Source organism: Rhodopseudomonas palustris, assembly GCF_003031265.1.
Taxonomy (GTDB): Bacteria; Pseudomonadota; Alphaproteobacteria; order Rhizobiales; family Xanthobacteraceae; genus Rhodopseudomonas; species Rhodopseudomonas palustris_H.
Genome location: NZ_CP019966.1, coordinates 1,674,261 through 1,689,097 on the forward strand (window position 1 = coordinate 1,674,261; position 14,837 = coordinate 1,689,097).

Genomic DNA, 14,837 nt, shown 5'->3' on the forward strand with positions numbered 1-14,837 from the left:
CCGGATGGCGCACCGATGAACGACTTCAACGACGCCAAGCGGAAGTTCGAAGGTGCGCCGATTCCGGCGCCGCGACGGCCGGTGCGGCGGGGCGGACGTGCCTTGGTCCGCCTGTTCGGCGTCGCGGTGATCGTCTCGCTCAGCGTGATGGCAGGTCGGGTCGCCTCGCAATACACCCGCACCTGGGAGCCTCCTGGCCTCGGGCACGGGCTGGACGTGCCGTGGTGGATCTTTGTGATCTCGCTTGCGGTCGGCCTGTCGATCGCCGGCCTGATCGAATTGCAATTATCACGCTACGAGCGGCGCAACGCGCACAAGCTCAGGCAGGCGCATCTTGCGGCGATCGTCGAGGGATCGAGCTACGCAATCGTCGGCCAGTCGATCGACGGCACGGTACTGAGTTGGAACAAGACCGCCGAGCGGCTGTTCGGCTACACCGCCGAGCAGGCGATCGGCCAGAATGCCACCGAGCTGATGGTCCCCGACGATCTGCGCGACGAAGAGCAGCAGATGCTGTCCGGCATCAGCGACGGCACCGCGTTCGCCTATCTCTGGACCAAGCGCAGGCGGGCGAACGGCACGCTGGTCGATGTCGCGGTCAGCATCTCGCCGATCCGCGCCGATGACGGCCGGCTGATCGGGATGGCGGCGTCGATGCGCGACATCACCGATCTGGTGCAGGCCGAGCGCGAGGTTCACGACCTCAATGCCGCGCTGGAGCGCCAGGTCGCCGAACGTACCTGCCAGCTCGAGAAGACCCTGACGCTGCAGACCGCCATTCTCGAGCGCGCCGCTTATGCTGTGATCGCCACCGACGTCAAAGGCACCATCACGCTGTTCAATCCGGCTGCCGAGCGCATGCTGGGCTACAAGGCTTCGGATCTGATCGGCCGCGCGACCGCGATGCTGTTCCACGATCCTGACGAACTCACCGCGCGTGCCGATGCGATGCGCAAGGAGGGGGTGACCGTCAATACCAATCTCGGTGTGCTGCAGGCGCGCCTCGCCCGCAACGATCCGGACACCGCAGTGTGGACCTACATCGATGCGCTCGGCAACCGGATCCCGACCCGGCTCACGCTCAGCCGGCTGCGCACCAGCGACGGCGTCAATCTCGGTGTGCTGGGGATCGCGGTCGATCTCACCGAACAGCTCAAATACGAGGACGAACTCAAGGCCGCGCGCGCCACCGCCGAGCAGGCCAGCGCCGCCAAGGCGGATTTCCTCGCCAATATGAGCCACGAAATCCGCACCCCGCTGAACGGCATCATCGGCTATGCCGATCTGGTGCTGGAGGACGAGACGCTGGCGCCGGATACGCGCCGTCAGGTGACGCGGATCTTCGAGGCCAGCGACTCGCTGCGGGTGATCATCGACGACATTCTCGACTTCTCGAAGATCGAAGCCTGCGGCGTCACGCTGGAGAGCAAGCCGCTCTACATCAACGAGCTGATTGCCAACTGCGCCTCGATCATCGAGCCGAAGGCGGACGAGAAGGGGCTGAAGCTGATCGCGACCGCGCGCGCGACGCCGCCGGTGCTGATCGGCGATGCGGTGCGGCTCCGTCAGGTGCTGCTCAACCTGATGAACAACGCCGTGAAGTTCACCTCGGCCGGATCGGTCGAGCTGATCGTGTCGTGCATCGGGCGGGTCGATCATCTGGTCCGGCTGCGGATTTCCGTCGCCGACACCGGCATCGGGATTTCGCCGGAGGCGCAAAAAGGGCTGTTCAAGCGCTTCAGCCAAGCCGACGAGACGATCTCGCGCAAATTCGGCGGCACCGGCCTCGGGCTGGCGATCTCGCAGCGGATCGTCCAGGCGATGCACAGCGAACTCAAGATCGAAAGCCAGCCGGGCGCCGGCAGCACATTCTATTTCGAAGTCGAGATGCCGGTCGCCGAACGGCTCGATATCGAGCGTCACGATGCGCAGGTCCATTGCAGCCGCTCGGCCAAGATCCTGGTGGTCGACGACGTCGAGATGAACCGCGACCTGTGCAAGACCATGCTGACCCGGGCCGGCCACCTGGTCGATCTCGCCGACAGCGGCGCGGCCGCGATCGCGATGGTGGCGAGCCGCAGCTACGACCTGATCTTCATGGACGTTCAGATGGGCGAGATGGACGGGCTGGAAGCCACCCGCCGGATACGCGCGCTCGGCTGTGTTTACCGCGACGTGCCGATCATCGCGCTCACCGCCAACGTGCTTCCCGAGCAGGTCGAGCGCTACAAAGCGGCGGGCGTCGACGGCCACCTCGGCAAGCCGATCAATCGCGCCGAACTGCTGGCCTGCGTGGCGCGATGGATCGACGGCGATATCGCGCATGTGCCGTCCGAGCCTTTGGCGCCGATCGAGCTTGGCTCCGAGCCGGACCATCCGGTGCGCGATCAGGCTGCGCTGGAAGATCTGCGGATGTTCGCCAGCGACCACGATATCGCGGGCTTTTCCGAACAACTCCGTGACACCATCGCGCGCATCAGGACGCAGTGGCCGCACCACATCGACGCGATGAAGCTCGATCACGAGGCGCGGACCGCGCTCGGCGCCACAGCTCACAAAACAGTATCGCTCGCCGGCCAACTCGGCTTCAAGCAGTTAGCAGCAGCGTGCCGCCGAATGGAGGCCGCCTGCGCCCCCCACAAGGATATTCCCGATGCGTTTGCGGCGCTTCACGCCGCGCTCGACAACGCCGAGCCGGTGCTCGACGCGCCGTCTGAGGTGGCCTGATCGCGACGCCAGTGATATAAGAAATTCTTTTGCGATATCGAAGATAATAAAATTTCTCTTATTTTTGCGGTTGTGGTCAATGTCCTCCCACAACGCATCCCGCGACGCCGATCGGCACAGCGCGAACTTCGCGATCGAGTTCCCGAACGGTGTCCGACCATCCAGCCGCCTCGGCCGGCCAGGGCTTTCAAGGAGGACGACATGAACGAAGCAGTCACCATCCGCGGCAAGGACCGCTATCGCTCGGGCGTGATGGAATACAAGAAGATGGGCTATTGGGAGCCCGACTACGAGCCGAAGGACACCGACGTCATCGCGCTGTTCCGCGTCACTCCGCAGGACGGCGTCGATCCGATCGAAGCCGCCGCGGCCGTCGCCGGTGAATCGTCCACCGCGACCTGGACGGTGGTGTGGACCGATCGCCTGACCGCGGCCGAGAAGTATCGCGCTAAGTGCTATCGTGTCGATCCGGTGCCGAATTCGCCCGGCCAGTACTTCGCCTACATCGCCTACGACCTCGATCTGTTCGAGGCCGGCTCGATCGCCAACCTCACCGCATCGATCATCGGCAACGTGTTCGGCTTCAAGCCGCTGAAGGCGCTGCGGCTCGAGGACATGCGGCTGCCGATCGCCTATGTGAAGACATTCCAGGGCCCGGCCACCGGCATCGTGGTCGAGCGCGAGCGCATGGACAAGTTCGGACGGCCGCTGCTCGGCGCCACCGTCAAGCCGAAGCTCGGCCTGTCGGGCCGCAACTACGGCCGCGTGGTGTACGAGGCGCTGAAGGGCGGTCTCGACTTCACCAAGGACGACGAGAACATCAACTCGCAGCCGTTCATGCACTGGCGCGAGCGCTTCCTGTACTGCATGGAGGCGGTCAACAAGGCGCAGGCGCAGACCGGCGAAATCAAGGGCACCTACCTCAACGTCACCGCGGCGACGATGGAGGACATGTACGAGCGCGCCGAATACGCCAAGGAGCTCGGCTCGATCATCGTGATGATCGACCTCGTGATCGGCTACACCGCGATCCAGTCAATGGCGAAGTGGGCGCGCAAGAACGACATGATCCTGCATCTGCATCGTGCCGGTCACTCGACCTACACGCGGCAGCGCAATCACGGCGTGTCGTTCCGCGTCATCGCCAAGTGGATGAGGCTCGCCGGCGTCGACCACATCCATGCCGGCACCGTGGTCGGCAAGCTCGAAGGCGATCCGGCGACCACCAAGGGCTACTACGACATCTGCCGCGAGGACTTCAACCCGATGGCGCTGGAGAACGGCCTGTTCTTCGACCAGCATTGGGCCAGCCTCAACAAGCTGATGCCGGTGGCCTCGGGCGGCATCCACGCCGGCCAGATGCACCAGTTGCTCCATCTGCTCGGCGAAGACGTCGTGCTGCAGTTCGGCGGCGGCACCATCGGCCACCCGATGGGCATCGCGGCCGGCGCCACCGCCAACCGCGTCGCGCTGGAAGCCATGATCCTCGCCCGTAACGAGGGCCGCGACTATCTGCACGAAGGTCCGGAAATCCTCGCCAAGGCGGCGCAGACCTGCACGCCGCTGAAGGCCGCGCTCGATACCTGGAAGAACGTGACCTTCAACTACGAATCCACCGACACCCCCGACTACGCGCCGACCCCGTCGGTGTCGGTCTAACAACCTCAACCCGGCCGATAGGCCTTGACCCGTCATTGCGAGGAGCGAAGCGACGAAGCAATCCAGAGGCCCGGTGCACTGCGCTGGATGGCTTCGCTTCGCTCGCAATGACGCAGGCTTTCGGTGTACGGCGAAAACCAAGGAGCCATTTCCAATGCGACTGACCCAAGGCTGTTTCTCGTTCCTGCCCGATCTCACCGACGAGCAGATCGCCGCCCAGGTGCAATACGCGCTGTCCAAGGGCTGGGCGGTGAACCTCGAATTCACCGACGACCCGCATCCCCGCAACACCTATTGGGAGATGTGGGGCCTGCCGATGTTCGATCTGCAGGACGCCGCCGGCGTGATGATGGAACTGAACGAATGCCGCAAGATCTACGGCGACCGCTACATCCGGCTGTCGGCGTTCGACTCCTCGCATGGCTGGGAATCGGTGCGGCTGTCGTTCATCGTCAACCGCCCGAAGGACGAGCCCGGCTTCCGGCTCGACCGTCAGGAGTCCGACGGCCGCAACATGCGGTACACCACGCGCGCCTATTCGGCCGACAAGCCTGAAGGCCGCCGCTACGGAGGCTGATCGTGGACGCGACAGCAACGACGCCCAATGGAGACGACGCGCCGCCCGCGCGCGTCGATCTCCGCGCCGAGTTCAACGAGGTGGGCATCGGCGAGGTGCTGGATCAGCTCGATCGCGAGCTGGTCGGGCTCAAGCCGGTCAAGACCCGCATCCGCGAGATCGCGGCGCTGCTCTTGGTCGAACGCCTGCGTAAGCGGATGGGACTCGCCACCGGCAACCCGACGCTGCACATGTCGTTCACCGGCAATCCCGGTACCGGCAAGACCACGGTGGCGCTGCGCATCGCCTCGATCCTGCACAAGCTCGGCTTCGTTCGCCGCGGCCACGTCGTCTCGGTGACCCGCGACGAACTGGTCGGGCAGTATATCGGCCATACCGCGCCGAAGACCAAGGAAGTGCTGAAGAAGGCGATGGGCGGCGTGCTGTTCATCGACGAGGCCTACTATCTGTATCGCCCGGAGAACGAGCGAGACTACGGCCAGGAAGCGATCGAGATCCTGCTCCAGGTGATGGAGAACCAGCGCGACGATCTGGTGGTGATCCTGGCCGGCTATGCCGACCGGATGGAGAAATTCTTCCAGAGCAATCCCGGCTTCCGCTCGCGGATCGCCCACCATATCGACTTCCCGGACTACACCGACGGCGAATTGCTGACGATCGCCGAAGGGATGCTGAACGAGCAGAACTATCACTTCGCCCCCGAAGCGAAGGCTGCGTTCGAGCGCTACATCGGCATCCGCAAGACCCAGCCGTTGTTCGCCAACGCCCGCTCGATCCGCAACGCGCTCGACCGCATCCGTCTCCGCCAGGCCAACCGCTTGATCGCCGACCTCGACCGTTCACTGACCGCCGAGGACATCATGACGATCGAGGCGGGCGATGTGCTGGCGAGCCGGGTGTTTGGGAAGGGAGAGGAGAGCGGCGAGTAGTTCACCTCTCCCCGCGCGGCGGGCGATCAAAAGGAGAGTATGCAATCGCTGCGAGGATGACCCTCCCCTGGAGGGGGAGGGTCGCTCGCGCAGCGAGCGGGGTGGGGTGGCGAAGAGTTCATCCGCTGCCGTGTCTGGGGCTCACCCCACCCCGGCGAGTACCGCGCTTCGCGCGCTGCCCGCCGACCCTCCCCCTCCAGGGGAGGGTGAAGAGAGGTTGTTGCAAACGCCGGGTGCTCCACAGCTCGGGATTCCGGGTTCGCTCGCTGAAGCGAGCGCCCCGGAATGACGAGCGTGGGGCCAGAGAGCGCTTACCCCTGCAGTGCCTTCAGCACGTCGTCGGGGCGCTCGACCATCATGGTGTGGCCGGCGCCTTTCAGGATGACGGTGCGTGAGCCGGCGATTGCGGCTGCCAGCGTCTTGCCGTTCTTGGTCGGGGTCATCATGTCGCGTTCGCCGAGGATGAACAGCGTCGGCACGGTCACCTTCGCCGCCGCGGTCAGCGCGTCCTTGTAGTCGTTGCAGGCCGACAAATCGTTGAAGATCACGCCGGGCTTGTTGGCTTCGAGCACGCGCACCGAACCGCCGTGCATCCACAGGCCGGGAGCGAGGTTGCCGCCGATCTCGGCATCCGGGCCGAGGCCCCAGATCGTCATCATCGCAACTGCCGCAGGATCGTTGGCTTCGGCGGCTTTCAGCAGATCGGGGCCGACCGCCATCGTCGAGGTGGTGCCGATCAGCGCCAAGGACGCCACCTTGGCCGGGTGCCGTGCGGCAGCCTCCAGCGCGATCAGCGAGCCCATCGAATGCCCGATCAGCTTGGCAGCTTGCGCGCCTGTGGCGTCGAGCAGCGCGGCGACCCAGTCGGCCATTTCGGCGATCGTCTTCAGCGGCTCGCCGGCCGAGCGGCCGTGGCCGGGCAGGTCCGGCGCCAGCACGGCATAGCCGTGGTGCGCGAACCAGCGCGTCTGCAGCGCCCACACCGAGCGATCGAAGCCGGCGCCATGGATGAACACCGCGGCGGGCAGCGACGCGTCGAACGGCTTGCCGCCGGTGGCAACGAAAGTGTCTGTCCCGTTGACCTTGATCTGCATGACTCAGCCCTTCTGCGAAACGCGCAGAGCCTGCGCCAGGTCAGCGATAATGTCGTCGGCGGTTTCGATGCCGACCGACAGCCGGATCAGCTCCTCGCCGATGCCGGCGGCCTTCAGCTGCTCGGCGCTCATCTGCTGATGCGTGGTCGAAGCCGGATGGATCACCAGCGTCTTGGCGTCGCCGACATTGGCGAGATGGCTGGTCAGCCGCAGCGCTTCGATGAACTTGCGCCCGGCGGCGCGGCCGCCCTTGATGCCGAACGAGATGATCGAGCCGGCGCCGTTCGGCAGCAGCGTCTTCGCCAGTTCGTAGTCCGGGTGGTTCTCCAGCGTCGGATGCAGCACCCAATCGACCGCCTTGTTGGCCTGGAGGAAATCGAGCACTGCCTTGGTGTTGGCGACATGCCGATCCATCCGCACCGGCAGCGTCTCGATGCCCTGCAGCAGCTGGAACGCATTGGTCGGCGAAAGACACGCACCGAAGTCACGCAGGCCTTCCATCCGCGCGCGGATGACGAAGGCGGGCGGGCCGAACTGCTCGTCGAAGACGACGTCGTGATAACCGGCATAGGGCTCGGTCAGCGTCGGAAACTTGCCGGAGCCGCGCCAGTCGAACCGGCCGCCGTCGACCAGGACGCCGCCGATCGCGATGCCGTGGCCGCCGAGCCATTTGGTCGCCGAATGCATCACGATGTCGGCGCCGAGCTCGATCGGCTTGCTCAGGTACGGCGTCGCGAAGGTGTTGTCGATCAAGAGCGGGATCTTCGCCTCGTGGGCGATCGCCGCGACCTTGGGGATGTCGAGCACTTCGAGGCCCGGATTGCCGATGGTCTCGCCGATCATCAGCCTGGTGTTCGGCTGGATCGCTGCCGCGAGGCCGACGTGGTCGCGCGGCGCCACGAAGGTGGTGGTGATGCCGAACCGCGGCAGCGTGTGCGCCAGCAGGTTAATCGTGCCGCCGTACAGCGACGATGATGCGACGATGTGATCGCCGGCGCTCAGCAGCGTCGCGATCGCCAGATGCAGCGCCGCCATGCCGCTCGCGGTTGCGACCGCGCCGACGCCGTTCTCCAGCGCGGCGATCCGCTCTTCGAGCACCGCGATCGTTGGGTTGGAAATCCGCGTGTAGAGGTGGCCGGGCCGCTCCATGTTGAACAGCGCGGCGGCGTGGTCGGTGTCCTGAAACACGTAGGAGGTGGTCTGATAGATCGGCACCGCGCGCGAGCCGGTCAGCGGATCGGGATGCTGCCCGGCGTGCAGGCTGAGGGTTTCAAATCCGGGCGGTTTGGGTGCGGCCATGATGTGCTCGGGTTGTTTCCTGAAAACCTGTTAGTTGGTGTCCGTCATTGCGAGCGAAGCGAAGCAATCCAGAGGTTAGTGCACGGTGCTGGATCGCTTCGTCGCTGCGCTCCTCGCAATGACGGGGAGAGGGCGGTGTTTGAGACGTTATGCCACGCTCATGCTTCGGCGTCAGCCAAGCCGACCGCCCACAGCGCGAAGGCATAGACGATCGCGATTTCGTCGAGGCGGCTGAAGCGGCCGGAGGCGCCGCCGTGGCCGGCGCCCATGTTGATGCGCAGCAGCACCGGACCGCCGCCGGTCATGGTGGCGCGCAGCCGCGCGACCCATTTGGCCGGCTCCCAATAGGTCACGCGCGGATCGGTGAGACCGCCCATCGCCAGGATCGCCGGATACTCTTTGGCGGCGACGTTGTCGTAGGGCGAATACGACAGGATGGTCTTGAAGTCGGCTTCGCTCTGGATCGGATTGCCCCACTCCGGCCACTCGGGAGGCGTCAGCGGCAGGGTGTCGTCCAGCATGGTGTTGAGCACGTCGACGAACGGCACCTCGGCGACGATGCCGGCGAACAGTTCGCCGGCGCGATTGGCGACCGCGCCCATCAGCATGCCGCCGGCGCTGCCGCCGTGGGCGACGATTCGCTTGGGCGAGGTGTAGTTCGCTGCAATCAACGCGCGGGCGCTGGCGGCGAAGTCATCGAAGGAATTGGTCTTCTTCTCGCGCTTGCCGTCGAGATACCAGCCCCAGCCCTTGTCGGCGCCGCCGCGGATATGGGCGATCGCATAGACGAAGCCGCGATCGACCAGCGACAGCGCGTTGGCCGAAAAGCCGGCGCCCATGGCGTGACCGTAGGAGCCGTAGCCATACAGCAGCAGCGGCGCCTGGCCGTCGAGCTTGAGGCCAGCCCGATGCAGGATCGACACCGGCACCTCGGCGCCGTCGTCCGCCTTCGCCATGATCCGGGTGGTGACATAATCGGCCGGATTGTGGCCGGAGGGAATCTCCTGGCGCTTGCGCAAGACGCGCTGCCGCGTCGCCATGTCGTAGTCATAGACTTCCGACGGCGTCGTCATCGACGAATACGAGAACCGCAGATTCGTGGTGTCGAACTCGTAGCCGCCGATGGTGCCGAGCGAATACGGGGTCTCGGCGAACGCGATGGCGTGTTCGTCGCCGCTCTTGAGGTCGCGGATGGTGATCGACGGCAGCGCATTGGCGCGCTCCAGCCGGATCAGATGGCCGGTGGTGAGATCGAAATCGATCACATAGATCCCGGCGCGGTGTGGGATCAGGTCGCGCCAATTGTCCCGGGTCGGCTGGGCCAGCGGTGCGGTGACGATCTTGAAGTCGATCGCGCCGTCGGCATTGGTGAGGATGAACAGTTCGTCGCCGCGGTCGCCGAGCGAATACTGCACGCCGAGTTCGCGCTTGGCGACCAGGCGCGGCGGCGCGGTCGGATCGGAGACGTCGATCAGCCGCTGCTCGGAGGTCTCGTGATCGCCGCCGGCGATGACGCAGAACCGGCCGCTGGTGCTTTCGTGAATGTGGGTGAACCAGCCGGAATCTGGCTCTTCGTAGATCAGAAGGTCGTCGGCCTGCTGGGTGCCGAGCTTGTGCAGCCACACCTGCATCGGGCGGTGGTTGTCGTCGAGCTTGACGTAGAAGAACGCGGTCGAATCCGCGGTCCACACCAGGCCGCCGTCGGTCTCCTCGACCACGTCGGGCAGGTCCTGCTTGGTCGCCCAGTCGCGGACGCGGATGGTGTAGTATTCGGAGCCCTTGGTGTCGGCGCTCCAGCCTTCGAGCTTATGATCGAGCGAATGCCGGCGGTCGCCGAACTGGAAGTAGTCGTGGCCCTTCGCGAGTTCGTCGCCATCGAGGATGATGTCGATCTCGCCGCTGCCGTCGCGCGCGACGCGGCCGTACAGCGGGTGCTGACCGCCCTCGCGATATTTGCGCAAGTAAGCGTAAGGCCCGTCCGGCGACGGGACGCTGGAATCGTCCTCCTTGATCCGGCCGCGCATCTCGGCGACCAGCTTCTTCTGCAAAGTCGTGGTGTGGCCGAGCACGCTGTCGGTGTAGCCGTTCTCGGCTTCGAGATAGGTGCGGATGTCTGGATCGAGCAGCGACGGATCGCGCAGCACCTCCTGCCAGTTCGGATCCTTCAGCCAGGCATAGTCGTCGGTCAGCGTGATGCCGTGGGTGGTGAAGCTATGCGGACGGCGCGGCGCGACCGGCGGTTGCTGGTTGGCGGCACGGGGCAGGGCAGAGGTCATCGGCAGGTCTCGTTCAGGGTGGGTCGGGCAGGCTTAGCACGTTTCCGCCTTGCGGCGCCGGGCGGATTGCGCTGGATAGGCGGGGGCGCCGGTTCCGGTGGCTGGATGTGGACAAGTGACGGATTGGATGATGGCGGATTTTCACGGCGTATTCCCTTATCTGGTGTCTCCGGTCGATGCGGAGGGCCGCGTTCGCGCCGATGTGATGGGACGGCTGTGCGACGATCTGATCCAGGCCGGTGTGCATGGGCTGACGCCGCTCGGCTCGACCGGGGAATTCGCCTATCTCGGCACCGCGCAGCGCGAGGCGGTGGTGCGGGCGACGATCGAGGCCGCGCAGCGCCGCGTGCCGGTGGTCGCCGGGGTCGCCTCGACCTCGGTGGCGGATGCGGTGGCGCAGGCCAGACTGTACGAGAAGCTCGGCGCCGACGGCATTCTGGCGATTCTCGAAGCGTATTTCCCGCTCAAGGATGCGCAGATCGAAAGCTATTTCCGCGCGATCGCGGATGCGGTCGAGATCCCGGTGGTGATCTACACCAATCCGCAATTCCAGCGCTCGGATCTGACGCTGGATGTGATCGCGCGGCTCGCCGAGCATCCGCGGATTCGCTACATCAAGGACGCCTCGACCAACACCGGGCGGCTGCTGTCGATCATCAATCGCTGCGGCGACGCGCTGCAGGTGTTCTCGGCCTCGGCGCATATTCCTGCCGCGGTGATGCTGATCGGCGGCGTCGGCTGGATGGCCGGCCCTGCCTGCATCGCGCCGCGCCAGAGCGTTGAGCTGTACGAACTGTGCAAGGCGCAGCGTTGGGACGAGGCCTTGAAGCTGCAGCGCAAGCTGTGGCGCGTCAACGAAGCCTTCGCCAAATTCAACCTCGCCGCCTGCATCAAGGCCGGCCTGGCGCTGCAAGGCTACGACGTCGGCGACCCCATCCCGCCGCAAGCCGCGCTGACGGCCGAGGAGCGGAAAGCGGTGGAGAAGGTGCTGGCCGAGATCGCGTAAGTACGCCACGCGTCGCAGCGCGCTCCCCTCCCCCTTGCGGGGAGGGGTAGGGGGTGGGGGTCCCCAGGCACAGCTTGTCCTTGGGTCGTTCAACTCTGCCGTTGTCACGTTGACGGTCGCATCGCTTCGCTCGTGGCACCCCCACCCCCGCCCCCTCCCCGCAAGGGGGAGGGGGGAGAAGAGGCGCCCCTCTTGGCGTACCGCTCGGTTCTCCGCTAAAACTGCGGCCAAGCAAGCAACAAAAGGAAACGGCATGAACATTCTCCCCGGCTCCATGCGGTTCGGTGCGGGCCAGCCCGTCAAGCGTCTCGAGGATCAGCGCCTGCTCACCGGGCACGGCGGCTATCTCGACGACAAGGCCGCCGATGGCGCGTTGTGGCTGGTGGTGATGCGCTCCCCGCATGCGCATGCCGACATCGTCTCGATCGACACCGAGGCGGCGAAGGGAATGCCGGGCGTGGAAGCGGTGCTGACCGGCGCCGATCTGATCGCCGACGATGTCGGCACCATTCCGACGCTGCCGATCTTCAAGCGGCCCGACGGCTCGCCGATGGCGCTGCCGCTGCGCCGGCTGCTGGCGCATGAGAAAGTCCGCTTCGTCGGCGAGCCGGTCGCCGCCGTGGTCGCGACCTCGCAGCTCGCCGCGCAGGCGGCGATCGAGGCGATCGCGGTCGAATACAACGAGCTGCCGGCGGTGACCGATCCGACCGCGGCGATCCAGCCCGGCGCGCCGGCGGTGTGGGCGGAGACGCCCGACAACATCGTGGCGGCGATGAGCTATGGCGATGCCGCCAAGGTCGATGCGGCGTTCGCCAGCGCCGCCCATACCGTGTCGCTTGATCTCGTCAGCCAGCGGCTGATCCCATCGGCGATGGAGCCGCGCTCGACCATTGCGGAGATCGAGAAGAAGACCGGCCGGCTGATCCTGCACACCCAGTCGCAGACCCCGGGCCAGACCCGCGATGCGCTCGCCGAGGCCATCCTGAAGCGGCCGAAGGAGAGCATCCAGGTGCTGGTCGGCGATATCGGCGGCGGCTTCGGCCAGAAGACCGGCGTCTATCCGGAAGACGCGCTGGTGGCTTACGCGGCGGTGAAGCTGGACCGCAAGATCCGCTGGCGCGGCGATCGCACCGATGAGTTCGTCGGCGGCACCCATGGCCGCGACCTGACCTCGACCGCCTCGTTCGCGCTCGACTCCAAGGGCAAGGTGCTGGCCTATCGTGTCACCTCGATCGGCGGCACCGGCGCTTACCTGGCGGGTGCCGGCGTGATCATTCCGCTGGTGCTCGGCCCGTTCGTGCAGACCGGCGTGTATCACCTGCCGGTGGTGCATTTCGACATCAAGGCGGTGATGACCCACACCGCGCCGGTCGGCGCCTATCGCGGCGCCGGACGGCCGGAGGCGGTGTACATCGTCGAGCGGCTGATGGACGCTGCCGCGCGCAAGCTCAACATGGACCCGCGCGCGATCCGCAAGATCAACTACATCAAGCCGTCGCAGCTGCCCTACACCAACGCGGTCGGGCAGGTGTACGACAGCGGCGCGTTCGCCCACATGATGGACCGCGCCGCCGAGCTGTCCGACTGGGACGGCTTCAAGGCGCGCAAGAAGGCGGCACAGAAGAAGGGCCTGCTCTACGGCCGCGGCGTCACCAGCTACATCGAATGGACCGGCGGCCGCGCCCACACCGAGAACGTCAAGCTGCACGCCACCGCCGAGGGCCACGTCGTGCTGCATTCCGGCACCCAGGCGATGGGGCAGGGGCTCGAGACCACCTACACCCAGATGATCGCCGCAGCGCTCGACATTCCGCTCGACAAGATCGACGTCGTTCAGGGCAACACCGATTTGGCGATCGGCTTCGGCAGCGTCGGTTCGCGCTCGCTGTTCGTCGGCGGCACCGCGGTTGCAGTGTCGTCGGCCGAGATGATCGCCAAGGCGCGCGAGAAGGCGGCCAACATCCTCGAAGCCTCGATCGAGGACATCGAGTACTCCGGCGGCATGCTGACCATCGCCGGCACCGACCGCAAGATCAGCCTGTTCGAGATCGCCGCCAAGGAGAAGGGCGCGCGCCTCAGCGTCGACTCCACCGGCGAGGTCGACGGACCGTCGTGGCCGAACGGCGCGCATATCTGCGAGGTCGAGGTCGACCCGGAAACCGGCGTCAGCCGCGTGGTGCGCTACACCACGGTGGACGATGTCGGCAATGCGGTGAACCCGATGCTGGTCGCCGGCCAGATCCATGGCGGCGTTGCCCAGGGCGTCGGCCAGGCGCTGTACGAGAACGCAGCCTATAATGACGACGGCCAGCTGCTGACCGCGAGCTATCTCGACTACTGCATCCCGCGCGCCGATAACCTGCCGCCGATCAACGTCACGCTCGATCCGTCGGCGCCGTGCAAGACCAATCCGCTCGGCGCCAAGGGCTGCGGCGAATCCGGTGCGATCGGCGGCCCGCCCTGCGTGGTGCACGGCGTGCTCGACGCGCTGGCCCCGCTCGGCGTCACCACGCTGAACACGCCGCTGACCCCGGAAAAGGTCTGGCGCGCGATCCAGGACGCCAAGTCGGCCCAGGCGGCTTAGAACCTCAACGCCCGCAATACCGACAAAGACACACCGGCGCATGCTATGCTGCGCCGGTTCGCGTGCGGGAGAGATCGATGCGGAAGTTTCTGACGGTGCTGGCGGCGCTCGCCGCGCTCAGCCTGAGCAATTGCGGCTACAACACCATCCAGAGCGAAGACCAGGAGGTGAAGTCGACCTGGTCGGAGGTGGTGAACCAGTATCAGCGGCGCGCCGATCTGGTGCCTAACCTCGTCAACTCGGTGAAGGGCTTCGCCCAGCAGGAAAAGGACGTGCTGCTCGGCGTCACCAACGCCCGCGCCAAGGTCGGCAGCATCCAGGCGACGCCCGAAGTGCTGAACGATCCGGCGGCGTTCCAGAAGTTCCAGCAGGCGCAGGGTGAACTGTCGAGCGCACTGTCGCGGCTCTTGGTCGTCACCGAGAACTATCCGCAGCTCAAATCGGATGAGCTGTTCAAGAATCTGATGGCGCAGCTCGAAGGCACCGAGAACCGCATCACCGTGGCGCGCAATCGCTATATCAAGGCGGTGCAGGCCTATAACGTCACGGTGCGTTCGGTGCCGACCAACTTCACCGCGATGATGTTCGGCTACAAGGAAAAGCCGAACTTCACGGTGGAGAACGAGAAGGAGATTTCGACCGCGCCGAAGGTCGATTTCACCCCGGCGCCTGCGCCGGCCAAGTAA

10 protein-coding genes are annotated in these 14,837 nt (G+C 65.8%); 7 read left to right on the forward strand and 3 right to left on the reverse strand.

Annotated features, from left to right (window positions below):
- Positions 1 to 15: 15 nt before the first annotated feature.
- The 4 genes from RPPS3_RS07795 to cbbX all read left to right on the forward strand — a co-directional run bounded on the left by RPPS3_RS07795 (position 16) and on the right by cbbX (position 5,892).
- Entirely contained in the window at positions 16 to 2,727 is a 2,712-nt protein-coding gene (locus RPPS3_RS07795) for a PAS domain S-box protein (RefSeq protein ID WP_107343568.1), read from the forward strand.
- 201 nt (positions 2,728 to 2,928) lie between these two features.
- A complete protein-coding gene (locus RPPS3_RS07800; protein ID WP_107343569.1) occupies positions 2,929 to 4,386 on the forward strand; it encodes a form I ribulose bisphosphate carboxylase large subunit in 1,458 nt (485 codons plus the stop codon).
- Between the two features lie 154 nt (positions 4,387 to 4,540).
- On the forward strand, positions 4,541 to 4,963 hold the full coding sequence (locus RPPS3_RS07805; RefSeq protein WP_013503624.1) for a ribulose bisphosphate carboxylase small subunit: 423 nt from the start codon (positions 4,541 to 4,543) through the stop codon (positions 4,961 to 4,963).
- Positions 4,964 to 4,965: 2 nt separating this feature from the next.
- Positions 4,966 to 5,892 carry a CbbX protein gene (cbbX, locus tag RPPS3_RS07810; protein ID WP_107343570.1) on the forward strand — a complete coding sequence of 309 codons (927 nt, stop codon included), beginning with the start codon at positions 4,966 to 4,968 and terminating at the stop codon, positions 5,890 to 5,892.
- A 311-nt stretch (positions 5,893 to 6,203) separates the two neighbouring features.
- Here the strand turns inward: cbbX and RPPS3_RS07815 are convergent, their stop codons facing one another.
- From RPPS3_RS07815 to RPPS3_RS07830, 3 genes are all read right to left on the reverse strand, one after another.
- Positions 6,204 to 6,986, reverse strand: a complete 783-nt coding sequence (locus RPPS3_RS07815; protein ID WP_107343571.1) for an alpha/beta fold hydrolase — start codon at positions 6,984 to 6,986, stop codon at positions 6,204 to 6,206.
- A gap of 3 nt (positions 6,987 to 6,989) precedes the next feature.
- Positions 6,990 to 8,285, reverse strand: coding sequence for an O-acetylhomoserine aminocarboxypropyltransferase (locus tag RPPS3_RS07820; RefSeq protein WP_107343572.1), 1,296 nt, complete (start codon positions 8,283 to 8,285; stop codon positions 6,990 to 6,992).
- Between the two features lie 158 nt (positions 8,286 to 8,443).
- Positions 8,444 to 10,561 (reverse strand): S9 family peptidase, encoded by a 2,118-nt coding sequence (locus RPPS3_RS07830; RefSeq protein ID WP_107343574.1) that lies wholly within the window; start codon positions 10,559 to 10,561, stop codon positions 8,444 to 8,446.
- A 130-nt stretch (positions 10,562 to 10,691) separates the two neighbouring features.
- Here RPPS3_RS07830 and RPPS3_RS07835 point away from each other — a divergent pair, with 130 nt between their 5' ends.
- From RPPS3_RS07835 to RPPS3_RS07845, 3 genes are all read left to right on the forward strand, one after another.
- The gene (locus RPPS3_RS07835; protein WP_107346498.1) at positions 10,692 to 11,567 is read left to right on the forward strand and encodes a dihydrodipicolinate synthase family protein; all 876 of its coding nucleotides are present in this window, start codon (positions 10,692 to 10,694) and stop codon (positions 11,565 to 11,567) included.
- 253 nt (positions 11,568 to 11,820) lie between these two features.
- Positions 11,821 to 14,151 carry a xanthine dehydrogenase family protein molybdopterin-binding subunit gene (locus RPPS3_RS07840; protein WP_107343575.1) on the forward strand — a complete coding sequence of 777 codons (2,331 nt, stop codon included), beginning with the start codon at positions 11,821 to 11,823 and terminating at the stop codon, positions 14,149 to 14,151.
- Between the two features lie 77 nt (positions 14,152 to 14,228).
- Positions 14,229 to 14,837 carry a LemA family protein gene (locus RPPS3_RS07845; protein WP_107343576.1) on the forward strand — a complete coding sequence of 203 codons (609 nt, stop codon included), beginning with the start codon at positions 14,229 to 14,231 and terminating at the stop codon, positions 14,835 to 14,837.